This window comes from Mycolicibacterium arcueilense, assembly GCF_058536225.1.
In genome coordinates this window covers 893889-918259 of sequence record NZ_JBZTYL010000007.1, presented here as the reverse complement: position 1 = coordinate 918259, position 24371 = coordinate 893889, and the positions used below count along the sequence as shown (strand labels likewise).

Below are 24371 nucleotides of genomic sequence, written 5' to 3'. Positions count from 1 at the left end.
CTCAGGTCTGGGCGGGGCTACTCGCCAAAACCTCGGTGATGGCTTCACAAAACGCGGGCAGATCGCCGGGCGCGCGGCTGGTGATCAAGTTGCCGTCGACGCAGACCTGCCGATCCACCACTGTGGCCCCGGCATTGCCCAGATCTGTGCGGATACTCGGATAGCTGGTCAGCGTGCGGCCACGCACCACGTCCGCCTCCACGAGGGTCCACGGTCCGTGACAGATCGCCGCAACAGGCTTTCCGGATCGGACGAAATCGCGGACGAAGGCCACCGCCGTCTCGTCGAGCCTCAACTTGTCCGGGTTCACGGTGCCCCCGGGCAGGATCAGCGCGTCGAACTGGTCGACCTTCGCCTCGGCGACCGTGCGGTCCACCGGAAAGGTTCCTGCGGGCTCGAGGTCGTGATCACGGGCCTGGATTTCACCGGCCTTGAGCGACAACAGTTCGACGTGACCGCCCTCGTTCTCGACCGCCGCGCGCGGTTGTTCGAGTTCGATGCGCTCCACACCGTCGGCGGCAAGGATTCCCACCCTGCGGCCTTCCAATTCCTTTCGCATGCGAGTCCTTTCGTTGAGACCGACGGGCAGCAGCGGGCGTGGGCGCCCATGAAGGGCTACCCCGGGGAGCCGGACCCAAAACGCCACAGATCGTTGCTAGTCACCCCTTGTCAGCCGTCGTAACAAAAAGTAAAGTCACTTTCAGTTTTCGCCCCGCACCTTCAGGAGTCGAGCATGGAATCATTCGTCCACCTGCGTAAAGGCAAGACCCCGAAGCGGGTGCACGCCGACCTCGAGGGCCTCAAGGACGACGAACTCGGTCGCGGCGGCTTCGTCGGCCGCACCGCGAACATGTACCGGCGCAATGACCCCACCGCCTACCGCACCGTGGGCCCCCTACGCCCCACCGATGTCTTGTCCAGTGAGCTCAAGCCCAGCGACGCCACCGACGCGCACGGCGGCCCGCTGCTGATGTTCTCCAACGCGGACTGCCAGGTGCTGCTGAGCCGGCGTAGCGAGGAGATGCCGTTCTTCGTCCGCTACGTCGACGGCGACCTGCTGCTGTTCGTGCACAAGGGCTCCGGCCTGCTGGAGACCGAGTTCGGGCCACTGCGCTACCGCGAAGGCGACTGGGTGTACATCCCGAAGGCCTGCACGTTCCGCCAGGTGCCCGACAGCGAGAGTACGTGGCTGATGATCCAGGCCACCGACGATTTCCGGGTCCCGCCGGCCGGAACCCTGGGCCGCCACTTCCCCTTCGACCCGGCACAGGTCACCATCCCCGAGCCGGCACCGATCGACGATGACGGGCGGGAAGAGTACGAGGTGCGCCTGATACACGACGGTGGCCCGACTTCGCTGTTCTACCAACACAATCCCCTCGACGTGGAAGGCTGGCGGGGCGACAACTTCCCGTTCACCTTCAACATCGAGGACTACACCGTCATCACGTCCGAGAGCGTGCACCTGCCACCGACCGTGCACCTCTTCATGCAGGCCACCGGTGTGTACGTGATGAACTTCCTGCCCAAGCCAGCCGAGAGCGTGCCGGGCACCGAGCGCACCCCGTGGTACCACCGCAACGTCGACTACGACGAGATCGCGTTCTTCCACGGCGGAACCCTCTACGGCATCCCGATGCCGCCCGGCCTGGTTTCCCATGCGCCGCAGGGCGTTCACCATGGGGCGCCCGAGAAGGCGCGGGAACGCGCCCGCCGCAAGTTCGACGACTACGACCGCGTCGACTGGTCCGTGATCGCCATCGACACCCGTCGTCGTCTCATCCCGTCCGCCGAAATCCTCGCCAACGACCTGGGGCAGCACTAGAGATGACAACTGTTGAAGCACCTGTGAAGCACGAGTACGACCGCATCCCGTATCTGGTTGCCTACCAGAACAACTCGTCGGTGCGCGACGTGTACGGCGGAGTCGCCGAGCTCGTGGTGCTGGAGAGCTACCTGCTGCGCCCCAAATCGCCAGAGCCTTCCGCCGCCGGAGCCGCCCCGGCGGCGACATCAGATACGGTGCTGGTGTTCATGCACCCGATCGGCGGCGGTGCCTACCTGCCGATGATCAACGCCCTGGCCCGAGCCGGACACCACGTCATCTACTGCAACAGCCGGTTCCGTGGCACCGACTCGGCGCTGCTGATGGAGAAGGTGGTCGAGGATCTCGGCGAGTGCATCAAGGACGCCAAGAACCGGCTCGGCTACGACCAGGTGGTGCTGGCCGGCTGGAGCGGCGGCGGTTCACTGTCGGTGTTCTACCAACAGCAGGCGCAGAACCCCACCGTGACGGCGAGCCCGTCCGGCGACGGGCCGGACCTGACCAAGCTGGGCCTGATCCCGGCCGACGGAATCATGCTGCTGGCCGCGCACATCAGCCGGCACGGCACCATGACCGAATGGATGGACGCGTCGATTCTCGACGAGAACGATCCGTCAAAGCGGGATCCCGAACTCGACCTCTACAACCCGGACAACCCCAACCAGCCGCCGTACACGGCGGAATTCCTGGAGCGCTACCACGCGGCCCAGATCGCCCGGAACCGGCGGATCACCAAGTGGGTCAAAGAAAAGCTGGCCGAGCTCAAGGCCGCCGGGCGGCCGGATGACGAGTTCGCGTTCGTCGTGCACGGCACCATGGCCGACCCGCGCTGGCTGGACCCGACCGTCGATCCCAACGATCGTCAGCCCGGCACGTGTTATCTGGGTGATCCCCAGGTGGTCAACATGAGCCCGGTCGGGCTGGCACGGTTCTGCACCCTGCGCAGCTGGCTGTCGCAGTGGAGCTATGACGACGCCAACGGTGACGCCGTCAAGGCCGGCCCGGATATCGCGGTCCCCGCGCTGGTGATCGGCAACCTGGCCGATGACGCCTGCACGCCGAGCCACACCCGCCGGCTTTTTGAGGCGATCGGGCATCCCGACAAGGAGATGCACGAGATCCCCGGCGCCAACCACTACTACTCGGGCCCGGATCAGCGTGGCACCCTGCGCCAGGCCGTCGCGGTCTGCACGGACTGGCTGCACCGGCACGGATTCGGCGGGCAGGAGCGAAGCGACCGGGGATCGGGGCAGTCACTATGACGACCGGACCGCTGGACGGCATCAGGGTGATCGAGCTCGGCACTCTGATCTCGGGGCCGTTCGCCGGCCGGCTGCTGGGCGACATGGGCGCCGAGGTCATCAAGATCGAACTGCCGGCCACCCCGGATCCGCTGCGCACCTGGGGGCAGGCCGAGCTCGACGGGCACCACTTCTTCTGGACCGTGCACGCCCGCAACAAGAAGGCCGTCACCCTCGACCTCCGCACCGCCAAGGGCCGCGAGCTTTTTCTGGACCTGGTGGAGAAGTCCGACATCATCGTGGAGAATTTTCGGCCCGGCACCCTGGAGAAGTGGAATCTGGGCTACGACGTTCTGCGCGAACGAAATAAGGGCATCATCCTGGTGCGGGTGTCGGGGTACGGGCAGACCGGACCCGACGCCGGCAAGGCCGGTTACGCCTCGGTGGCCGAGGCCTCGAGCGGGCTGCGGCACATGAACGGGTTCCCCGGTGGTCCCCCACCGCGGCTGGCCCTGTCACTGGGCGACAGCCTCGCCGGCATGTTCGCCGCCCAGGGTGCGCTGGCTGCCCTGTACCGGCGGACCGTCACCGGCGAGGGGCAGATCGTCGACACCGCGCTGACCGAAAGTTGCCTGGCGGTACAGGAATCCACGATCCCGGACTACGACGTCGGCGGTGTGGTCCGCGGACCGTCGGGCACCCGGCTGGAAGGCATCGCGCCGTCGAACATCTACCAGAGCGCCAACGGCAGCTGGGTGGTGATCGCGGCCAACCAGGACACCGTCTTCCGCCGGTTGTGCGCCGCGATGGGCAGCCCGGAGCTGGCGACCGACGACAGGTTCTCCAATCATGTTGCCCGGGGCCGCAATCAAGATGAGCTGGACAAGATCATCGGTGATTGGGCAGCCAGGCGCCAGCCGGAGGACATCATCGAGACCCTCTCACAAGCCGGGGTGATCAGTGGGCCGATCAACACCGTCGCCGAGGTCATGCAGGACCCGCAACTGCAGGCCCGCGGCATGCTCGCGGACCATTGGGACGAGCGCGTGCAGCGCAACGTCAAGGGTCCCGGCGTCGTCCCGGTGCTCTCCGAGTCACCTGGCACGATCCGCAACGCCGGTTCGGCCCGGCCCGGCCAGCACAACGACGAGGTGTACGGCGACCTGCTCGGGCGCAGTGCACAAGACCTGGAAACCCTGCGCGCCGAGGGGGTGCTGTGAGATGAACCTGCCCGACAAGGTCGACATTCGCGAGGTGTGCCTGCGCGACGGCCTGCAGATCGAGACGCCGATTCCGCTGTCCGCCAAAGTCGCGATCCTTGAGGCCATCGTCGCCACCGGGGTACGTGAGGTGGAGGCGACGGCATTTGTCTCACCCTCGAAAGTGCCCGCGTTGGCCGATGCGGCCGAACTCGCCGAGGAACTACACAGGTTCCCGGGCGTCGAGTTCTCCGCTCTGGTGGCCAGCCCCAACGGCGCCACACGCGCCATTGCCGCGGGGCTGGGCTCGATCGAGTACGTGGTGTCCGCCTCCGACGCCCACTCCCAGGCCAACGTCGGACGCACCTCGGCCGAGGCCACGGCTCAGATCGCCGAGATCGTGGCCATCGCGGCAGACAGCAACACCTCGGTGGAGGTCATCATCGCCACCGCCTGGGACTGCCCGTTCGACGGTCCGACCGATCCGCAGCGGGTGCTCGACATCGTCTCGTCTGCAGTCGGTTTCGGTGTCAACCGGATCGCTATCGCCGACACCATCGGCACGACCACCCCGCGTCGGGTGAGCTCACTGATCGCTCAGGTCCGGCCGCTGGCCGGGGCCCTGCCACTGGGTGCGCACTTCCACAACACCCGCGGCGCGGGTCTGGCCAGTGCCTATGCGGCGGTGCAATCCGGGGTCACCCGCCTGGACGCATCGGTCGGCGGGCTGGGCGGCTGCCCGTTCGCCCCGGGCGCCAGCGGCAACATCGCCACCGAAGATCTGGTCTACCTGTTGCGCGACAGCGACATCGCCGTCGACGTCGACCTGACTGCCGCGATCGATGCGGCGCGTGTCGCCCAGGAGGCCGTGGGCCACGAGCTTCCCAGTGCGCTGCTGCGCGCGGGTGACCGGATATTGAGCTGAGGCGTCGATGACCGCTGCCGAGCTGGGCACCAAAGGCCGCCAGACGCGGTCGGCGATCGAGCTCGCCGCGCGGAAGCTTTTTGCCGAGCGCGGTTTTCACGGCACCACGCTGTCCGATATCACCTCGGCTGCGGGCAAGAGTCCAGCGGTGTTCTACCGGTATTTCACCGACAAGGAGGATCTGCTGGCGGCACTGGCCGAATCCTTCCTGCACGACGTCGTCGAGCCGTCCGGGCTGAACCTGCACCTGCCGGATTCTCCGGAGGACACCGTGTTCTTCACCACGGTGGTCACCGGCTACTGGAACATCTTCAAACAGAACATCGGCATCATGATCGCGGTGGCCCAGCTGGCCGCGACGCAGCAGCGATTTGCCGATGTGCAGAACAAGTTCCGGCGGTTCGGGGTCGACATCGTCATCGCCTCGGTACACCACGCGCAGGCACAGGGCCACGCTCAGGGGCTGGAGCCCGAACACGTGGGCGCGGCCATTGCCTTGCTGTTCGAGAACTTCACCACCGTATTCGTCGGTCATACCGGGCTCGGCATCGAGATGAGCGACGCCGAGGCCATCACCACCCTGTCCACCATCTGGAAGAGAACCCTGTACGGCTTCTGATCCGAGAAGGAGAGATCTCAGTGGATTTCGCTTTACCCGAACACCTTTCAAACGTGCTTGCCGAGATGGACGAGTTCATCGAGGCCGAGATCAAGCCGCTTGAGCGCGAGCACATCCAGTATTTCGACCAGCGCCGCGAGTATGCCCGCACCGACTGGGAGAACGGCGGGGTGCCGGCCAGGGCGTGGGAAGATCTGCTCGACGAGATGCGACGACGGGCCGACGCCGCCGGCTGGCTGCGGTATGGGCTGCCCGCCCGCTTCGGCGGGCGCGACGGCAGCAACCTGGACATGGCGGTGATCCGGGAACACCTGGCGCACAAGGGCCTGGGGCTGCACAACGACCTGCAGGACGAGTCCTCGATCGTCGGGAACTTTCCGCAGGTGATCATGATGGACCGCTTCGGCACCGAGGACCAGAAGGCCGATTGGGTCGAGGCGATGCTCACCGGCAAGCGTTCCATGGCGTTCGGATTGACCGAGCCCGACCACGGTTCGGATGCCACCTGGCTCGAGACGACCGCAGTCCAAGACGCGGACGGCTGGATCATCAACGGGCGCAAGCGGTGGAACACCGGAGTGCACCGGGCCACCCACGATCTGATCTTCGCCCGGACCTCCGGTGAACCCGGGCAGGCCCGTGGGATCACCGCATTCCTGGTGCCCACCGACGCGCCGGGATTCACCGTCCCGTTCTACTGGTGGACGTTCAACATGCCCACCGATCACGGTGAGGTCGAACTGAAGGAAGTACGCGTACCGGCCGATGCGGTGCTCGGTGAGGTCGACCGCGGCCTCGAGGTCGGCCAGACCTTCCTGCACGAGAACCGGATTCGCCAGGCTGCCAGCAGCCTGGGCGCCGCCCAGTTCTGTATCGACCGTGCCGTGGACTACGCCAACCGGCGGATGGTGTTCGGCAAGCCGCTGGCGGTGAACCAGGCCGTGCAGTGGCCGCTGGTGGAATTGCAGACCGAGGCGCAGATGGTCAGGCTGCTCGTCCGTTATGCCGCAACACAGTTGGACCAGAACCACCACATGGAGGTGTCCGACAAGGTCTCGATGGCCAATTACCGCGCCAATCGGCTGGTGTGTGAGGCCGCCGACCGGGCCATGCAGGTACACGGCGGCATCGGCTACAGCCGTCACGAACCGTTCGAACACATCTACCGCCACCACCGGCGCTACCGGATCACCGAGGGCGCCGAGGAGATCCAGATGCGTCGAGTCGCACAGCGGCTGTTCGGGTTCGGCAAGGCCAAGCGGTGACCAGCCCGTCCCGGCCCGCCGACCTGCTCGCTCCCCGACTGGTCGACGTCCTCACCCCGGTGCTCGGCACCGAGGTCGCCGTCGAGGACCTGCGCGAGCTGACCGGTGGCGCCAGCCGCACCACGTGGTCGTTCGATGCGGTCACCGACTCGGCCCGGCGCGCCCTGATCCTGCGAACCGGTGCACCTGACGAGGTACACGCCGGCATGGAGCTGGAGGCCGGCGCCCAACAGGCTGCGGCCCGGGCCGGGGCGCCGGTCCCCCACGTGATCGTCGCCGACAATTCCGTTGCCGCCCTGGGTGATCCGTTCCTGATCTGCGACTTCATCGGCGGCGAGACCATCGTGCGGCGCATTCAGCGCATGCTCGACGACGCCGGCCGGGCCCGGCTGCTCACCCAGTGCGCGCAGGCGCTGGCCGCCATCCACCGGGCCGAACCGCCGGCGCTGCCGGGCCTCGTGGAGCTGGACCAGATTTCCCAGTGGCGCGGGCAACTCGACGAGATGGGCGACACCACCGCCACTTTCGAGTGGGTGTTTCGCTGGCTGGAGTCCAACCGGCCACCCGCGTCACCGCTGCGGCTGGTGCACGGTGACTTCCGGATGGGCAACCTGATCGTGGACGACTCGGGTCTGGCCGCGGTGCTGGACTGGGAGTTGGTGCACCTCGGCGAGGTGTACGAGGATCTGGCCTGGTTCTGCATCCGGGCCTGGCGGTTCGGCGCGCCGGCCGACCTCGGAGCCGGTGGGCTGGGCAGCATCGAGAACTTCCTCAGCGCCTACGAGCAAGCCGGCGGGCAGACACTGGACCGGTCGGCGATCCGCTGGTGGCTCGTGCTCGCCACCCTGCGCTGGGGCGTGATCTGCCGCTATCAGGCCGAGCGCCATCTGAGCGGGCAGACCCGATCGGTGGAGCTGGCGACCATCGGCCGTCGGGTCTGCGAGACGGAGTGGGACCTGTTGGGTCTGCTGGACGGGAGCAGCTGGTGAGCAACCTGTACGGACGGCCCACCGCGGCCGAGCTGGTGGCCGCGGTCGCGGAGTTCCTCGACACCGAGGTGCGCGACAGCGAGTCGGTGGCCGCTCCGGTCAAATTTCAGGCCCGGGTGGCGGCCAATGCGCTGCGCATGGTCGAACGCGAACTGCTGGCCGGCGAAGCCGAACCGGTCGCCGAAGCCGCGCTGGCCGGCGTCGGGTTCGCGGACGAGGCCTCACTAGCGGCGGCGATCCGCTCCGGGCAACTCGACGACCGGGCCGACGACGTCGCCGCCTGCCTGCGTGTCCTGGTGCGCCAGCGGCTCGCCGCCGCACACCCGGGCTACGACGAGCCGTGAGCCCGTCAGAGTCTGCGGACCCGGACCAGCCACGCCGGCTCGTCGACCCGGGCCCCGACGAGCTCGCCGATCGCCTCGGCATGCGCCGAACCCACTACACCGCGGTATGTCGTGGTCTCCAGCGACTCCATTTCCCAGCCTTCGGAGAAAGCCTGGCGAATGGTCTCCTCGCTGACCTGGGGTCCGAAACCACGGCCCGCGTCGGACAGCGCCAATACGTGCACCCTCGCACCCGGTCGGCACACCCGGTGCAGGGCGGCCACATACCCGGGCCGGTCGGCATCGTCGAAGACATGGAACAGCGCGCTGTCGACGATGGTGTCGTAACGCGGGCCCGGCGACTCTCCGAGGCGGGTCGCGTCGGCCACCGCGAAGTGGGCGTCGATTCCCCGCCGCGCGGCGTTCTCGCGGGCCTGGGCGACGGCATGTTCGGAGAAGTCGATGCCCAGCACGTCGTACCCCAGGCGGGTCAGCAGCATGGTGTGTTCACCGGCTCCGCAACCGGCGTCCAGCACCTTGCCGCCCAGGCGGCCGGTGCGTTCCAACTCGACGATGGCCGGTTGCGGCTCGCCGATGACCCATGGCGCGGTGCCGGACTCGTAGGCTTCGTCGAACAGCGAATGTGCGGGCGTGGAGTTCATGATTCGAGTCTGAAACCTGAATGACTGTTGAGGTCAAGCCCTACCCGAGGAGCCGATGATGTCCCCTACCGAAGTCGAAGTCGTCGACGGCGTCGCGCACCGCTTGTTCGATGCGATCGAGCGCGGCGACAAGGCCGCAGTGGCCCAGCTGTGGGCCGACGATGTGGCGGTATGGCACGCCGGTGACGCCAAGGACAACGACCGCATCCGCGCATTGAAGGTCATCGACTGGTTCATCAACGCGACCAGCGAGCGGCGCTACGAGGTGCTCGATCGACAGTTCTTCGACGGCGGATTCGTCCAGCAGCACGTCTTGCACGCCGCCGCGCCTGACGGGACGTTGATCGCATTGCGGGTGTGCATCGTGATCAAAGTGGGTACCGACGGTCTCATCGACCGCATCGATGAATACTTCGATCCGAAGGACATCGCACCCTTGTTCGCCTGACCCGAGCCGCTTACCCGATCCGAGCGAAAATGGAGGTCTCATGGCTACGACCAGCGACATCCTCACCGTCAGCGCAGGAAACTGGATCCTCGTCCCGGACCGCTCCAAGGTGACATTCAGGAACAAGACGATGTGGGGCCTGGCCACCGTCACCGGGCAGTTCACCGAATTCCATGGTGAGGGCACCGCCGGTGCCGGGGTGAACGGCCAGGTGGTGATCGAAGCGGCGTCTGTGCGCACCGGCATCGGGAAGCGGGACAACCATCTGCGGTCTGCAGATTTCTTCGATGTCGAGGGTCATCCGGAGATCACGGTGCAGGTGACAGGTTTGGAGCCATCCGACGACCGGGTGCGGCTGACGGCGGTCCTGACCGTCCGCGGAGTGTCGAAGCCCATCGAATTGCCCGTCGATGTGCAGGCGCTCGACGACGGCGCGCTGCGGTTGTCAGGTCAGTGCGAGGTCCAACGAGACGACTTCGGCGTGTCGGGCGACATGCTCGGGATGGTGGGTCCGACGACAAACCTGTCGGGTGAACTCGTGTTCACCCGAGTTTGATGCCCTGCAACAGAATTCGCTGAGTTGACCGGCCTACGGCACCGCGCGCAGTAGCATCGGCAGCATGGCCGGCCCCGCGCCGCTGCGCATCCTGGTGTACAGCGACAACCCGCGCATCCGCGAACAGGTACGACTCGCACTGGGCAAACGCGTGCACCCCGAACTGCCCGAACTGGAATACGTCGAGATTGCCACCGCACCGATGGTGGTCGCCCAGATGGACGCCGGCGGCATCGACCTGGCCATCCTCGACGGGGAGGCCACGCCGGCCGGCGGCATGGGAGTGGCCAAACAGCTCAAGGACGAGGTCTCAGATTGCCCACCGGTCCTGGTGTTGACCGGACGACCCGACGACGCCTGGCTGGCTAGCTGGTCACAGGCCGAAGCGGCCGTCCCTCACCCGATCGATCCGATTCGGTTGGGCGATGCGGTGGTGTCGTTGCTGCGCGCTCCGGTCCGGTAACTTTTCCGCGAATTGCCCTGTTGCCGTTGACTTTCGCGGCATGGCTGCGGCCGCAGCGACACGCTGCCCCGATATGAAACGATACTAACCAAAATGTGTGGCACAGGCCGCAAACCTCGCTAGGCTGTGGGTTAGCTCACATCGACAGCCCACCCGAGGGAGCGATAAGTGGCATGAATTTATACACGCCCATCCTGGTTCTCGGAGCGATCGCGGCCGCGTTCGCCGTGGTTTCCGTGGGAATCGCGCTCGTGATCGGTCCGCGCCGCTACAACCGATCCAAACTTGAGGCCTACGAATGCGGTATCGAACCGATGCAACCCGGGGCCGCAGGGGTGACCGGGCAGCGCATGCCGATCCGGTACTACCTCACGGCGATGTTGTTCATCGTGTTCGACATCGAGATCGTCTTCCTCTACCCGTGGGCCGTGGCCTTCGACAGTCTCGGGCTGTTTGCACTGGTGGAGATGTTGCTGTTCATGCTCACGGTGTTCGTGGCTTACGCCTATGTCTGGCGGCGAGGAGGCCTGAATTGGGATTAGAGGAGCGTCTGCCCGGTGGAATCCTGCTGTCGACGGTGGAGGCCGTCGCGGGTTACGTACGTAAGGGGTCGTTGTGGCCGGCCACCTTCGGTCTGGCCTGCTGCGCAATCGAGATGATGTCCACAGCCGGGCCGCGTTTCGACATCGCCCGGTTCGGGATGGAGCGGTTCTCGGCGACACCGCGGCAGGCCGACCTGATGATCGTGGCGGGCCGGGTCAGCCAGAAGATGGCACCCGTACTGCGCCAGATCTACGACCAGATGGCCGAGCCGAAATGGGTGCTGGCCATGGGGGTTTGCGCTTCCTCCGGCGGCATGTTCAACAACTACGCGGTGGTACAGGGCGTCGATCACGTGGTGCCGGTGGATATCTACCTGCCCGGCTGCCCTCCGCGGCCGGAGATGCTCCTGCACGCAATCCTCAAGTTGCACGACAAGATTCAGCAGATGCCGCTCGGCGTCAACCGCGAGGAGGCCATCCGAGAGGCCGAGAAGGCAGCGTTGGCCGTCACACCGACCATCGAGCTCAAGGGACTGTTGCGGTGAGCACAGCCAACGGTAGCGGCCCAGGCGACACACCCGAGGTGATAGGGACGCGTCGAGGCATGTTCGGCGCCTCGGGCACGGGCGACACGTCAGGCTACGGCCGGCTCGTGCGATCGGTGGAACTACCCGGCAGCTCCCCGCGGCCCTACGGCCAGTACTTCGACGAGGTCGTGGACCGGCTCGCCGAGATCCTCGGTGAGGAACGCTATGCGGTGTCGATCGAACGCGTGGTGGTGCATCGTGATGAGCTCACCCTGGAGGTCAGCCGGGTCCAGCTGCCCGCGGTGGCCAGTGTGCTGCGCGACGATCCCCAATTGCGGTTCGAGCTGTGCCTGGGCGTGAGCGGCGTGCACTACCCCGACGACACCGACCGTGAGCTACACGCCGTCTACCCGCTGATGTCGATCACCCACAACCGCCGGATTCGGTTGGAAGTCGCAGCGCCCGATGCCGATCCGCACGTGCCGTCGCTGTTCACCATCTATCCGACCACCGACTGGCACGAACGCGAGACCTACGACTTCTTCGGCATCGTGTTCGACGGTCACCCGGCCCTGACCCGCATCGAGATGCCCGACGACTGGGTCGGCCACCCTCAGCGCAAGGACTATCCGCTGGGCGGAATTCCGGTCGAATACCACGGCGCGCAGATCCCGCCGCCCGATCAGCGGAGGTCCTACAACTGATGAGTACCGAATCCCCCGTCGTGGTGGTCGGCGGTCAGGACTGGGACGACGTCGTGGCGGCGGCCCGTGAGCATGCCGGTGAACGCATCGTGGTGAACATGGGTCCCCAGCATCCGTCGACCCACGGTGTGCTGCGGCTGATCCTGGAGATCGAGGGCGAGATCATCACCGAAGCCCGTTGCGGCATCGGCTATCTGCATACCGGCATCGAGAAGAACCTGGAATACCGCAACTGGACGCAGGGCGTCACCTTCGTCACCCGGATGGACTACCTCTCGCCGTTCTTCAACGAGACCGCGTACTGCCTGGGCGTGGAGAAGCTGCTCGGCGTCACCGACGCTATCCCCGAGCGCGCCAGCGTGATCCGGGTGATGCTGATGGAACTCAACCGGATCACATCGCATCTGGTGGCCCTGGCCACCGGCGGTATGGAACTCGGCGCGATGAGCGCGATGTTCTACGGGTTCCGGGAACGCGAAGAGATTCTGCGCGTGTTCGAGTCGATCACCGGGCTGCGGATGAACCATGCCTACATCCGTCCGGGCGGGCTGGCTGCCGATCTGCCCGACGGCGCGCTCGGTGAGGTCAGGGCGTTGCTCGACCTGTTACCGAACCGCTTGCAGGACCTGGAGGATCTGCTCAACGAGAACTACATCTGGAAGGCCCGCACCGTCGGCGTCGGCTACCTCGACCTGACCGGGTGCATCGCACTGGGGATCACCGGTCCGGTGTTGCGCTCCACCGGGCTTCCCCACGATCTGCGCCGCGCGCAGCCGTACTGCGGATACGAGAACTACGAATTCGACGTCATCACCGATGACCGCTGTGATTCCTACGGCCGGTACATCATCCGGGTCAAGGAGATGCGGGAGTCGCTCAAGATCGTCGAACAGTGTGTGGACCGGCTCGAGAAGATGGGCGACGGTCCCGTGATGATCGACGACAAGAAACTGGCCTGGCCCGCCGATCTCAAGGTCGGCCCGGACGGACTGGGCAACTCCCCCGAGCACATCGCCAAGATCATGGGCCACTCGATGGAGGGGCTGATCCATCACTTCAAGCTCGTCACCGAGGGTATCCGGGTACCGGCCGGGCAGGTCTATGTCGCGGTCGAGTCCCCGCGCGGCGAGCTCGGAGTGCACATGGTGTCCGACGGTGGCACCCGGCCGTACCGGGTGCACTACCGCGACCCCTCGTTCACGAATCTGCAAGCGGTGGCGGCGATGTGCGAGGGCGGGATGGTCGCCGATGCGATCGCTGCGGTGGCGTCGATTGATCCGGTCATGGGCGGTGTGGACCGATGAGCGCTTGCGCGAAGAGGAGACAGCACGGATGAGCGACGTCTTTCTTGAACTGGGGCAGCGCCCCGATGAAGCGGGCCCGCCGATCAACGGGCCCGCGGCATATCCGGATGAGGTGACGGCGCGGCTCACCGCCGACGCCGAGCAGATCATCGCCCGATATCCCGAAGCCCGCTCCGCTCTGTTGTCATTGCTGCATCTGGTGCAGGCCGAGGATGGTTGCCTGACTCCAGCTGGAATCGGTTTCTGTGCCACGCTGTTGGGCCTGACCGATGCCGAGGTGGCCGCGGTGGCCACGTTCTACTCGATGTACCGGCGCACCCCGACGGGCGACTACCTCGTCGGGGTGTGCACCAACACGCTGTGCGCGATCATGGGCGGCGACGCGATCCTCGATGCGCTGCAAGATCATCTCGGCATCCATGCCGGGGACACGACGGCCGATCGCCGGGTCACGCTCGAACACATAGAGTGCAATGCTGCGTGCGATTACGCGCCGGTGGTGATGGTCAACTGGGAGTTCTACGACAACCAGACCCCGTCGTCGGCGCGGGATCTCGTCGACGGCCTGCGCGGCGGGACCCCGCCGGCCCCGACCCGCGGTGCACCACTGTGCACCTTCCGGGAAACCGCCCGCACCCTGGCCGGTCTGACCAACCCGAACACCCCGGGAGCCGCCCCCGGCACAGCAACGCTGGCCGGCCTGCGCGAAGCCCGGAAACGCGACATGGCCACTCCCGAAGCGGGAGGTTCGATCTCGTGACTGCGCTGACCCCGGTGCTGAGCCGATACTGGGATGAACCAGAACCATGGACGCTGGACACCTACCTCCGCCATGACGGTTACCGCGGGCTGCAGCGCGCCCTGGCCATGGGGCCGGACGATGTGATTGCACTGGTCAAGGATTCCGGGCTGCGCGGGCGTGGCGGCGCGGGATTCCCGACCGGAACCAAGTGGTCGTTCATCCCGCAGGGCGATGACGGCGCCGGGGCCAAACCGCACTACCTCGTCGTCAACGCCGACGAATCGGAACCCGGTACGTGCAAAGATATTCCGCTCCTGCTGACCACGCCGCACTTCCTGATCGAGGGCATCATCATCGCGGCATACGCGATCCGGGCCCGTCACGCGTTCATCTATGTCCGCGGCGAGGTGGTGCCGGTGTTGCGCCGGTTGCAGGCCGCAGTAGCCGAGGCGTATGCGGCGGGATATCTGGGCACCGACATCCTCGGCTCCGGATTCGACCTGGAACTGACCGTGCACGCCGGCGCCGGTGCCTACATCTGCGGCGAGGAAACCGCCCTGCTGGACTCCCTGGAAGGCCGCCGCGGCCAACCACGACTACGCCCACCGTTTCCCGCGGTCGCCGGTCTCTACGCATGCCCCACCGTCGTCAACAATGTCGAGTCCATCGCCAGCGTTCCTCCGATCCTGGTCAACGGCGTGGATTGGTTCCGGTCGATGGGATCGGAGAAATCCCCTGGCTTCACGCTGTATTCGCTGTCGGGCCACGTCAACCGGCCCGGCCAGTACGAGGCGCCGCTGGGCATCACCCTGCGCGAACTGCTCGACTACGCCGGCGGCGTCCGTGATGGGCACACCCTGAAATTCTGGACTCCGGGCGGCTCGTCGACACCGCTGCTGACGACCGAACACATCGATGTGCCCCTCGATTACGAGGGCATGGCCTCGGTCGGATCCATGCTGGGCACCAAGGCGCTGCAGATCTTCGACGAGACCACCTGTGTGGTCCGGGCGGTACGACGCTGGACACAGTTCTACGCGCACGAGTCCTGCGGTAAGTGCACGCCGTGCCGCGAAGGCACCTACTGGCTGGCCCAGATCTACGCCCGGCTGGAAACCGGTGCGGGCACTCGGGCCGATATCGACAAGCTGCTCGACATCGCCGACGGCATCTTCGGAAAGTCGTTCTGCGCGTTGGGTGATGGTGCGGCAAGCCCGATCATGTCCTCGATCAAATACTTCCGTGACGAGTACGAGGCGCATCTGGACGGGGGCTGTCCGTTCGATCCGCACGCCTCGACGCTGATGGCGACCGAAGGGGCGGGTGCCTGAATGTTTCTCACCGCGAGCAGAGGAGGCCGTGCATGACGCTGGCCGAGCCGACCAAGGACACCCCGCCCGTGGAGATGGTGTCGCTCACCATCGACGGTGAACAGATCAGTGTCCCCAAGGGCACGTTGGTGATCCGCGCCGCCGAACTGATGGGCGTCCAGATCCCGCGGTTCTGCGATCACCCGCTGCTCGATCCGGTGGGGGCCTGCCGGCAGTGCCTGGTCGAGGTCGAGGGCCAGCGCAAGCCGATGGCCTCGTGTACCACCACGGTCAGCCCGGACATGGTGGTGCACACCCAGTTCAGCTCCGAAGCGGCCGACAAGGCTCAGCGCGGTGTGATGGAACTGCTGTTGATCAACCACCCGCTGGACTGCCCGATCTGCGACAAGGGCGGTGAATGCCCCCTGCAGAACCAGGCAATGTCCAACGGCCGCCCGGAAACCCGGTTCGAGGACGTCAAGCGGACCTTTCCGAAGCCGATCAGTATCTCCGCGCAAGTGCTCCTGGATCGCGAACGGTGCGTGCTGTGCGCCCGCTGCACCCGGTTCTCCGCACAGATCGCCGGCGACCCGTTCATCGAACTGTTGGAACGCGGTGCGCTGCAACAGGTGGGCATCGCCCCGGGCGAGCCGTTCCAGTCCTACTTCTCCGGCAATACCGTGCAGATCTGCCCGGTGGGGGCGCTGACCGGGACGGCCTACCGCTTCCGGGCCCGTCCCTTCGACCTGGTGTCCAGCCCCAGCGTCTGCGAGCACTGCGCCTCGGGATGCGCCCAGCGCACCGATCACCGCCGCGGGAAAGTCATGCGGCGCCTGGCCGGCGACGATCCCGAGGTCAACGAGGAGTGGAACTGCGACAAGGGCCGGTGGGCCTTCACCTATGCCACGATCGGAGATCGGATCACCACGCCGTTGATCCGGGAGGACGGCGCGTTGCGCCCGGCATCGTGGTCAGAAGCGCTGACCGTGGCCGGCGCGGGCCTGCTGGCCGCCGCGTCGAGCACCGGTGTGCTGGTGGGCGGGCGGTGCACCGTACAGGACGCCTATGCCTACTCTAAGTTCGCCCGAATGGTGCTGGGCACCAATGACATCGACTTCCGCGCCCGGCCGCACTCCGGCGAGGAGGCCGATTTCCTGGCCGCCCGCATCGCCGGACAACCGATGACATTGCGTTATGCCGAACTGGAAAAGGCACCGACCGTGCTGCTGGTCGGGTTGGAGCCCGAAGAGGAATCACCGATCGTCTTCCTGCGACTGCGCAAGGCCGCCCGCAAGCACGGCCAGCAGGTGCTCTCGGTGGCACCGTTCACCAGCCGGGGGCTCACCAAGATGGCGGGCACGCTGATCCCCACGGTCCCCGGGGCCGAGGCGGATGCACTGGCCGCACTGGAGACCGATGAGCGGCTGCGAGGCCCCGGCTCGGTGATCCTGGTCGGTGAGCGACTGGCCACCTCACCCGGTGCACTGTCGGCCGCGCAGCGCCTGGCCATGGCGACCGGAGCCCGGCTGGCGTGGGTCCCCCGCCGGGCCGGAGAGCGCGGCGCCGTGGAGGCGGGTGCCCTGCCGAACCTGCTGCCCGGCGGCCGCCCCGTCACCGACGCCGACGCACGGGCCCAGACGGCCACGGTGTGGAACACCGCCGACCTGCCCGGTCACTCCGGGCGTGACACGAACGCCATCCTGGCCGCGGCGGCCGACGGAGAACTCGCCGCACTTCTGGTCGGCGGCGTCGAAGTCACCGATCTGCCCGATCCGGCCATCGCGCTGGAGGCACTGCGCGCCACCCCGTTCGTGGTGAGTCTCGAACTGCGCGAGAGCGAGGTCACCGAACTGGCCGATGTGGTGTTCCCCGTCGCGCCGGTGGTGGAGAAGGGCGGCGCATACCTCAACTGGGAAGGCCGGATTCGCCCGTTCAAGCCGGCATTGCAGACGAACGCGATTCCCGACCTGCGGGTGCTGCACTACCTCGCCGACGAGATCGGCGTCGACCTCGGGCTGACCGGCCCCGACGCCGCGGACGACGAGCTGGCCCGGCTCGGCACCTGGACCGGACCCCGCGCCGCACAGCCGTCAGCGACACCCGAGCCACGTCGGGCCCCCGGACCCGGCCAGGCGGTGCTGGCCAGCTGGCGTCTGCTGCTCGACGCCGGACGCCTGCAGGACGGTGAACCCTATCTGGCTGGCACCGCTGTCAGCCCGGTGGTGCGGCTCTCTCCCGGCACGGCCACTGAACTCGGTGTGGCAGCGGGAGATCCGGTGACCGTGAGCACCGAACGCGGATCGGTCACCTTGCCGCTGTCGGTCACCGAGATGCCCGACCAGGTGGTGTGGCTGCCCACCAATTCCCCGGGATCGGCGATCCATCGTCAACTCGGAGTGACCGCGGGTGCCCTGGTCTCGATCGGGCAGGCCGCCTCATGACCTACCCCGACCCCACCCTGTTCGGTCACGACCCGTGGTGGCTGATCCTGGCCAAGGCACTCGGGGTGTTCGTCTTCCTGCTGCTGACCGTGCTGGCGGCGATCCTCATCGAACGGAAGGTACTGGGCCGCATGCAGATGCGGCCAGGCCCCAACCGCGTGGGGCCCTGGGGTCTGCTGCAGTCGCTGGCCGACGGCGTGAAACTCGCTCTCAAAGAGGGCCTCACTCCGGCGGGTATCGACAAGCCCATCTACCTCCTGGCCCCGATAATCTCGGTGATCCCGGCGTTCTTGGCGTTCGCGGTGATCCCGATGGGTGGCGAGGTTTCGGTGTTCGGCCACCGCACGGCGCTGCAGTTGACCGATCTGCCCGTGGCGGTGCTCTACATCCTGGCTGTCACCTCGATCGGGGTGTACGGCATCGTGTTGGCCGGCTGGGCGTCGGGGTCCACGTATCCCCTGCTGGGCGGTCTGCGTTCCAGTGCCCAGGTGATCTCCTACGAGGTCGCGATGGCCCTGTCGTTCGCCGCGGTGTTCCTCTACGCGGGCACCATGTCCACCTCGGGCATCGTGGCGGCCCAGGACCGCACCTGGTATGTGTTCCTGCTGCTGCCCTCGTTCGTGGTGTACGTGACGTCGATGGTGGGTGAAACCAACCGGGCGCCTTTCGATCTGCCCGAGGCCGAGGGCGAACTGGTCGGCGGGTTCCACACCGAGTACTCGTCGTTGAAGTTCGCCATGTTCATGCTCGCCGAGTACGTGAACATGACCACGGTGTCGGCCCTGGCCACCACGATGTTCCTCGGCGGCTGGCACGCGCCGTTCCCGTTCAACCTGATCGACGGCGCCAACAGTGGTTGGTGGCCGCTGCTGTGGTTCACCGCCAAGGTGTGGACCTTCATGTTCTTGTACTTCTGGCTTCGGGCCACCCTGCCCCGGTTGCGCTACGACCAGTTCATGGCATTGGGCTGGAAGGTGCTCATCCCGGTCTCGCTGGTCTGGATCATGGTCGTCGCCGTCACCCATAGCCTGCGTGAGCATGGTTACCACAACTGGGCCACCGGCCTGGTGACCACCGCGGTCGTGGTGGTGGCGGTCCTGGCCGCCGCACTGTGGAAAGCACTGCGGGGCAAAACTGTTCAGCCGATACCGCAGCAGAGCGCCGGTGCCTATCCGGTACCTCCGCTGCCGAATGCTGGAAAGGAGGCCATCGATGCCTAAGAAGCCCAAGTTCCTCGATGCCCTGGCCGGATTCGCGGTCACCTTCGGATCGATGTTCAAAAAGCCGATCACCGAAGGGTATCCGGAGAAGCCGGGACCGGTCGCGCCGCGCTATCACGGCCGTCATCAACTCAACCGCTACGCCGACGGCCTGGAGAAGTGCATCGGCTGCGAATTATGTGCCTGGGCCTGCCCGGCAGACGCCATCTTCGTCGAAGGCGCCGACAACACTGCCGACGAACGCTTCTCGCCGGGCGAACGCTACGGCCGGGTGTATCAGATCAACTATCTGCGCTGCATCGGGTGCGGATTGTGCATCGAGGCCTGCCCGACCCGGGCGTTGACGATGACCAACCAATACGAGATGGCCGACGACAACCGGGCCGATCTGATCTGGGGCAAGGACAAGCTGCTGGCCCCGATGCAACCCGGGATGCAGGCGCCACCCCATGACATGGCGCCGGGCAGTACCGACGACGACTACTACCTCGGCCGGATCACCCCGCTTTCCCAGGACGCTCGGTGAACCCCGACGTCCTGATGCTCGCCGCTGAACATTCTGTGCGGACGTCGACAACGGAAGCCGTGCTGTTCTGGATCCTCGGGACGGTCGCGGTGCTCGGCGCCATCGGCGTGGTCGCCGCACCGAAAGCGGTGTACTCCGCGGTATTTCTGGCCTGCACCATGATCGCGCTGGCGGTGCTCTACATCGCCCAGGACGCTTTGTTCCTCGGCGTGGTGCAGGTGGTGGTCTACACCGGCGCGGTGATGATGCTGTTCCTGTTCGTGCTGATGCTCATCGGTGTGGACCTGGCCGAATCATTCGCCGAAACGATACGCGGCCAACGTATTGCGGCACTCGCGGCGGGCACCGGGTTCGGCATCCTGTTGATCGCCGGGATCGGCAGCGTGTCTGTCAGCGGGTTCACCGGGCTGGCCCAGGCCAACAGCGGTGGCAACGTGGAAGGACTGGCGGCCCTGATCTTCACGCGGTACCTGTGGGCATTCGAGCTGACCAGCACGCTGCTCATCACCGCCGCACTCGGCGCGATGGTGCTGGCCCACCGGGAGCGCTTCGAGCGCCGCAAAACCCAGCGTGAACTGGCTGTCGAAAGGTTCCAGGGCGGCGGCCATCCGACGCCGTTGCCCAATCCCGGTGTGTATGCACGGCATAACGCCGTCGACGTACCGGCCCGGCTGCCAGATGGCTCCGACGCGGCGTTGTCGGTCAGCGCCATCCTGCCGCAGCGCTCGATCAGTAACTCGGCCAACGGGGAGGGGTGATGCGATGAATCCGGACAACTATCTCTACCTGTCGGCGCTGCTGTTCACCATCGGCGCTTCGGGAGTGCTGTTGCGGCGCAACGCCATCGTGATGTTCATGTGCGTCGAGCTCATGCTCAACGCCGCCAATCTCGCGTTCGTGGCGTTCTCCCGCATGCACGGTCATCTCGATGGTCAGGTGGTGGCGTTCTTCACCATGGTGGTGGCCGCCTGCGAGGTGGTGATCGGCCTGGCCATCATCATGACCATCTTCCGTACCCGCCATTCGGCCTCGGTCGACGACGCCAGCCTGCTGAAGCACTAAGGGCGACATGACACTACCTGTGTGGCTTCTGATCGCACTCCCCGCCGCCGGAGCAGCGGTGCTGCTGTTGAGCGGCCGACGGTCTGACCGGTGGGGGCATCTGCTGGGTTGCGCGACCGCGCTGAGCGCCTTCGCCGTCGGAGCGGTGCAGTTCACCCAGATGCTGGGCCGCTCCGACGAGGGCCGGGCAGTCGCGGAGTCCCTGTTCTCCTGGGTGCCGGTGGCCGGACTGCAGGTGGATTTCGGGCTGCAGCTGGACCAGTTGTCGGTGTGCTTCGTGCTGCTGATCACCGGTGTGGGCTCGCTGATCCACATCTATTCGATCGGTTACATGGCTGAGGATCCCGACCGGAGAAGGTTTTTCGCCTACCTCAACCTGTTCCTCGCGGCGATGCTGCTGCTCGTACTCGCGGACAACTACCTGGGCCTGTATGCCGGGTGGGAAGGCGTGGGCCTGGCCTCATATCTGCTCATCGGCTTCTGGTCGCACAAACCCTCGGCGGCCGCCGCAGCCAAGAAGGCATTCGTCGTCAACCGAGTCGGCGACATGGGACTGGCGATCGCGCTGATGATCATGTTCGCCGCCGTGGGGTCCATCTCGTTCGCCGGGGTTTTCAGCGCCGCACCGGCAATGGGCGAAGCCACCCTGACCGCGATCGGCCTACTCCTGTTGTTGGGTGCATGCGGCAAATCTGCCCAGGTGCCGCTGCAGTCGTGGCTCGGCGACGCGATGGAGGGCCCGACCCCGGTGTCGGCGCTGATCCACGCCGCGACGATGGTGACCGCCGGCGTCTACCTCATCGTGCGGTCGGGCCCGATCTTCGACCTGGCGCCGGGGGCTCAGACCGGCGTGGTCTTCGTCGGCGCGGTCACGCTGCTGTTCGGCGCGATCATCGGCTGCGCCAAGGACGACATCAAGAAGGCGCTCGCCGCGTCGACCATGAGCCAGATCGGCTACATGGTGCTGGCCGCCGGACTCGGGCCCGCCGGGTACGCGTTCGCGATCATGCACCTGCTCACGCACGGATTCTTCAAGGCCGGTCTGTTCCTCGGGGCGGGGTCGGTGATGCACGCGATGGACGACGAGGTGAACATGCGTCGCTACGGCGGGCTGCGCAAGGTCCTGCCGATCACGTTCGCCACGTTCGGACTCGGCTACCTGGCCATCATCGGGGTCCCACCGCTGGCCGGCTTCTTCTCCAAAGACAGCATCATCGAGGCGGCGCTGGGCGCCGGCGGCGTCCGCGGCGTGATCCTCGGCGGCGCGGCCATCCTGGGCGCCGGGATCACCGCGTTCTACATGACCCGGGTGATGCTGATGACGTTCTTCGGTGAAAAGCGTTGGGACGACGGGGTTCACCCACACGAGGCCCCTGCCGTGATGACCTGGCCGATGATCCTGCTCGCGGTCGGCTCGGTGGTCTCCGGCGGCGCGCTGGCGATCGGCGGCACGCTGTCGCACTGGCTAGAGCCGGTGGTCGGCGCTCACGAGGCACACCACGCGATGCCCGCGTGGGTGGTCACCGTGGTGGTGCTTGTGGTCGTCGCACTCGGCATCGCGGTGGCCTACCGGATGTATGCACAGCGACCGGTTCCGGCCGAGGTGCCCGACGGCTCGGCGCTGACGGTGGCGGCTCGGCGCGACCTGTACGGCGACGCATTCAACGAGGCGGTGTTCATGCGAGGTGGCCAGACGTTGACCGCAGCCCTGGTGACCGTCGATGACAAGGTGGTCGACGGCACCGCGGGCGGCCTGGCCGCGCTGGTCAGCCGAACATCGGATGGGTTGCGCCAGTTGCAGACCGGCTTCGCCCGCTCCTATGCGCTCTCCATGTTGGGCGGAGCGGCCCTGGTGGTGGCGACGATCCTGGCGGTGCGACTGTGGTGAGCGCATTTCCGTGGCTGACGGCGTTGTGGGTTACCCCGACGGTGGGAGCCGCCGTGGTGATGCTGCTGCCCGCAGCGCAGCGGGCACTGGCCAAATGGCTCGCGCTGGTGGTCTCGCTGGCCGCGCTCGGTCTGGCCGCCGTGCTCGCCGTCGGCTTCGATCCCACCGGTGAGCAGTATCAGTTCGTCGAATCACACCGCTGGATCCCGTCATTCGGCACCGGCTACATCCTCGGGGTCGACGGAATCGCCCTGGCCCTGGTGGTCCTGACCGCGGTGCTGCTGCCGCTGCTCATCGTCGCCGGCTGGAATGACGCCACCCACCAGACCGGGCTGGGCGGCCGGGGCGTGCAGGCCTACCTGGCACTGACGCTGGCCGTCGAGGGCATGGTGTTCATGTCCCTGGTGGCGCTGGACATCCTGCTGTTCTACGTGTTCTTCGAAGCCATGCTGATCCCGATGTATTTCCTGATCGGTGGGTTCGGAGGAAACCGAGCTCAAGCTTCCAAAGCAGCAGTGAAGTTCCTGCTGTACAACCTGTTCGGCGGCCTGGTCATGCTGGCCGCGGTGATCGGGCTCTACGTGGTCACCGCGGGCAGCGATGCCTTCGATTCGGGCACGTTCGACTTCCGCGCGATCGTCGCCGCGGTCTCGTCCGGCGAACTCGTGATCAACCCCGCGGTGGCGAACTTCCTGTTCCTGGGTTTCATGTTCGCATTCGCGGTCAAGGCACCGTTGTGGCCGTTCCACCGCTGGCTGCCCGATGCCGCGGTTCAGGCCACCCCGGCCAGCGCGGTGCTGATGATGGCCATCATGGACAAGGTCGGCACGTTCGGCATGCTGCGCTACTGCCTACCGCTGTTCCCCGATGCGTCAACGTATTTCCGGCCCCTGGTCATCACTCTCGCGGTGATCGGCATCGTCTACGGCGCCGTCCTGGCGATCGGCCAGACCGATGTGATGCGGTTGATCGCCTACACCTCGATCTCGCATTTCGGTTTCATCATCCTCGGCATCTTCGTGATGACCAGTCAGGGTCAGGCCGGGTCGGCCCTCTACATGATCAACCATGGGATCTCCACGGCCGCACTGTTCCTGATCGCCGGATTCCTGGTCTCGCGCCGTGGCTCCCGGTTGATCGATTCCTACGGCGGCGTGCAGAAGGTGGCACCGGTCCTTGCCGGAACGTTCCTGGTGGCGGGCCTGGCCACGTTGTCCTTGCCGGGCCTGGCGCCGTTCATCAGTGAATTCCTGGTTCTCATCGGCACATTCACTCGCTACCCGGTGGTCGCGGTGTTCGCCGCCACCGCCCTGGTGCTGTCCGCCGTGTACATCCTGTGGATGTACCAACGGATGATGACCGGTCCGGTCCCCGAAGGGCTCTCGGGCGACGCACACCGGATTCGGGACCTGGTTCCTCGCGAGCTCGCCGTGGTGGTCCCCCTGATCGCGCTGCTGCTGGTGTTGGGCATCTATCCCAAACCCGCTCTGGACGTGATCAATCCGGCCGTCCAGCACACGTTGACCACCATCGGACAGAACGATCCGCCGCCGCAGATGTTGCCCAAGATCGCAGAGGGGGTCCGCTGAT

At 66.4% G+C, this 24371-nt stretch carries 26 protein-coding genes; 24 read left to right on the top strand and 2 right to left on the bottom strand.

The genetic code is table 11. From position 1 onward, the window contains the following. Position 1: 1 nt before the first annotated feature. Positions 2-559, bottom strand: a complete 558-nt coding sequence (locus AC4LGL_RS08645; protein ID WP_491838347.1) for a type 1 glutamine amidotransferase domain-containing protein — start codon at positions 557-559, stop codon at positions 2-4. Between the two features lie 174 nt (positions 560-733). On the opposite strand from AC4LGL_RS08645, the gene AC4LGL_RS08640 reads away from it, so the two are divergent. The 8 genes from AC4LGL_RS08640 to AC4LGL_RS08605 are packed head-to-tail and all read left to right on the top strand — an operon-like array spanning position 734 to position 8407. After that, positions 734-1825: a homogentisate 1,2-dioxygenase gene (locus AC4LGL_RS08640; protein WP_491838346.1), complete on the top strand. Its 1092-nt coding sequence runs from the start codon at positions 734-736 to the stop codon at positions 1823-1825. Positions 1826-1827: 2 nt separating this feature from the next. Beyond that, positions 1828-3087, top strand: coding sequence for an alpha/beta hydrolase family protein (locus AC4LGL_RS08635; RefSeq protein ID WP_491838345.1), 1260 nt, complete (start codon positions 1828-1830; stop codon positions 3085-3087). Next, positions 3084-4286 (top strand): CaiB/BaiF CoA transferase family protein, encoded by a 1203-nt coding sequence (locus tag AC4LGL_RS08630; protein WP_491838344.1) that lies wholly within the window; start codon positions 3084-3086, stop codon positions 4284-4286. Before AC4LGL_RS08635 ends, AC4LGL_RS08630 begins: the two co-directional genes overlap by 4 nt. A 1-nt stretch (position 4287) precedes the next feature. After that, a complete protein-coding gene (locus tag AC4LGL_RS08625) occupies positions 4288-5190 on the top strand; it encodes a hydroxymethylglutaryl-CoA lyase (RefSeq protein WP_491838343.1) in 903 nt (300 codons plus the stop codon). 7 nt (positions 5191-5197) lie between these two features. Beyond that, positions 5198-5809: a TetR/AcrR family transcriptional regulator gene (locus AC4LGL_RS08620; RefSeq protein ID WP_491838342.1), complete on the top strand. Its 612-nt coding sequence runs from the start codon at positions 5198-5200 to the stop codon at positions 5807-5809. A 20-nt stretch (positions 5810-5829) separates the two neighbouring features. Beyond that, positions 5830-7074 (top strand): acyl-CoA dehydrogenase family protein, encoded by a 1245-nt coding sequence (locus AC4LGL_RS08615; protein ID WP_491838341.1) that lies wholly within the window; start codon positions 5830-5832, stop codon positions 7072-7074. Beyond that, on the top strand, positions 7071-8063 hold the full coding sequence (locus AC4LGL_RS08610; RefSeq protein ID WP_491838340.1) for a phosphotransferase family protein: 993 nt from the start codon (positions 7071-7073) through the stop codon (positions 8061-8063). The genes AC4LGL_RS08615 and AC4LGL_RS08610 overlap by 4 nt, the downstream gene beginning before the upstream one ends. Further along, positions 8060-8407: a DUF6285 domain-containing protein gene (locus AC4LGL_RS08605; protein ID WP_491838339.1), complete on the top strand. Its 348-nt coding sequence runs from the start codon at positions 8060-8062 to the stop codon at positions 8405-8407. Before AC4LGL_RS08610 ends, AC4LGL_RS08605 begins: the two co-directional genes overlap by 4 nt. Positions 8408-8412: 5 nt before the next feature. Here AC4LGL_RS08605 and AC4LGL_RS08600 read toward each other — a convergent pair whose 3' ends face one another. Next, positions 8413-9048, bottom strand: a complete 636-nt coding sequence (locus AC4LGL_RS08600; RefSeq protein WP_491838338.1) for a class I SAM-dependent methyltransferase — start codon at positions 9046-9048, stop codon at positions 8413-8415. 58 nt (positions 9049-9106) lie between these two features. On the opposite strand from AC4LGL_RS08600, the gene AC4LGL_RS08595 reads away from it, so the two are divergent. The 16 genes from AC4LGL_RS08595 (at position 9107) to AC4LGL_RS08520 (ending at position 24370) form a co-directional block, all read left to right on the top strand. Next, positions 9107-9496, top strand: a complete 390-nt coding sequence (locus AC4LGL_RS08595) for a nuclear transport factor 2 family protein (RefSeq protein ID WP_491838337.1) — start codon at positions 9107-9109, stop codon at positions 9494-9496. 40 nt (positions 9497-9536) lie between these two features. Continuing rightward, positions 9537-10052 carry a YceI family protein gene (locus AC4LGL_RS08590; protein ID WP_491838336.1) on the top strand — a complete coding sequence of 172 codons (516 nt, stop codon included), beginning with the start codon at positions 9537-9539 and terminating at the stop codon, positions 10050-10052. Positions 10053-10116: 64 nt separating this feature from the next. Beyond that, positions 10117-10515, top strand: coding sequence for an Rv3143 family two-component system response regulator (locus AC4LGL_RS08585; RefSeq protein WP_491838335.1), 399 nt, complete (start codon positions 10117-10119; stop codon positions 10513-10515). Between the two features lie 173 nt (positions 10516-10688). Then, a complete protein-coding gene (locus tag AC4LGL_RS08580) occupies positions 10689-11057 on the top strand; it encodes an NADH-quinone oxidoreductase subunit A (RefSeq protein ID WP_003881436.1) in 369 nt (122 codons plus the stop codon). Beyond that, positions 11048-11602 (top strand): NuoB/complex I 20 kDa subunit family protein, encoded by a 555-nt coding sequence (locus AC4LGL_RS08575; protein ID WP_029106617.1) that lies wholly within the window; start codon positions 11048-11050, stop codon positions 11600-11602. The genes AC4LGL_RS08580 and AC4LGL_RS08575 overlap by 10 nt, the downstream gene beginning before the upstream one ends. Next, positions 11599-12288: an NADH-quinone oxidoreductase subunit C gene (locus AC4LGL_RS08570; RefSeq protein ID WP_491838334.1), complete on the top strand. Its 690-nt coding sequence runs from the start codon at positions 11599-11601 to the stop codon at positions 12286-12288. The genes AC4LGL_RS08575 and AC4LGL_RS08570 overlap by 4 nt, the downstream gene beginning before the upstream one ends. Then, positions 12288-13592 carry an NADH dehydrogenase (quinone) subunit D gene (nuoD, locus tag AC4LGL_RS08565; RefSeq protein WP_491838333.1) on the top strand — a complete coding sequence of 435 codons (1305 nt, stop codon included), beginning with the start codon at positions 12288-12290 and terminating at the stop codon, positions 13590-13592. The genes AC4LGL_RS08570 and nuoD overlap by 1 nt, the downstream gene beginning before the upstream one ends. Positions 13593-13620: 28 nt before the next feature. Continuing rightward, the gene (gene nuoE, locus AC4LGL_RS08560; protein ID WP_491838332.1) at positions 13621-14352 is read left to right on the top strand and encodes an NADH-quinone oxidoreductase subunit NuoE; all 732 of its coding nucleotides are present in this window, start codon (positions 13621-13623) and stop codon (positions 14350-14352) included. Then, positions 14349-15665 carry an NADH-quinone oxidoreductase subunit NuoF gene (gene nuoF, locus AC4LGL_RS08555; protein WP_491838331.1) on the top strand — a complete coding sequence of 439 codons (1317 nt, stop codon included), beginning with the start codon at positions 14349-14351 and terminating at the stop codon, positions 15663-15665. The genes nuoE and nuoF overlap by 4 nt, the downstream gene beginning before the upstream one ends. Positions 15666-15697: 32 nt before the next feature. Further along, complete coding sequence (locus AC4LGL_RS08550; RefSeq protein ID WP_491838330.1) at positions 15698-18085, top strand: NADH-quinone oxidoreductase subunit G; 2388 nt, start codon at positions 15698-15700, stop codon at positions 18083-18085. Beyond that, on the top strand, positions 18082-19305 hold the full coding sequence (gene nuoH, locus AC4LGL_RS08545) for an NADH-quinone oxidoreductase subunit NuoH (RefSeq protein WP_418020110.1): 1224 nt from the start codon (positions 18082-18084) through the stop codon (positions 19303-19305). The genes AC4LGL_RS08550 and nuoH overlap by 4 nt, the downstream gene beginning before the upstream one ends. After that, entirely contained in the window at positions 19298-19831 is a 534-nt protein-coding gene (nuoI, locus tag AC4LGL_RS08540) for an NADH-quinone oxidoreductase subunit NuoI (protein ID WP_418020111.1), read from the top strand. The genes nuoH and nuoI overlap by 8 nt, the downstream gene beginning before the upstream one ends. Before the next feature lie 14 nt (positions 19832-19845). Further along, on the top strand, positions 19846-20589 hold the full coding sequence (locus tag AC4LGL_RS08535; protein ID WP_418022648.1) for an NADH-quinone oxidoreductase subunit J: 744 nt from the start codon (positions 19846-19848) through the stop codon (positions 20587-20589). A gap of 4 nt (positions 20590-20593) precedes the next feature. Next, a complete protein-coding gene (gene nuoK, locus AC4LGL_RS08530) occupies positions 20594-20893 on the top strand; it encodes an NADH-quinone oxidoreductase subunit NuoK (RefSeq protein ID WP_064878910.1) in 300 nt (99 codons plus the stop codon). 7 nt (positions 20894-20900) lie between these two features. Continuing rightward, positions 20901-22781 (top strand): NADH-quinone oxidoreductase subunit L, encoded by a 1881-nt coding sequence (nuoL, locus tag AC4LGL_RS08525; protein WP_491838329.1) that lies wholly within the window; start codon positions 20901-20903, stop codon positions 22779-22781. Then, the gene (locus AC4LGL_RS08520) at positions 22775-24370 is read left to right on the top strand and encodes an NADH-quinone oxidoreductase subunit M (RefSeq protein WP_491838328.1); all 1596 of its coding nucleotides are present in this window, start codon (positions 22775-22777) and stop codon (positions 24368-24370) included. Before nuoL ends, AC4LGL_RS08520 begins: the two co-directional genes overlap by 7 nt. Position 24371 lies beyond the last annotated feature (1 nt).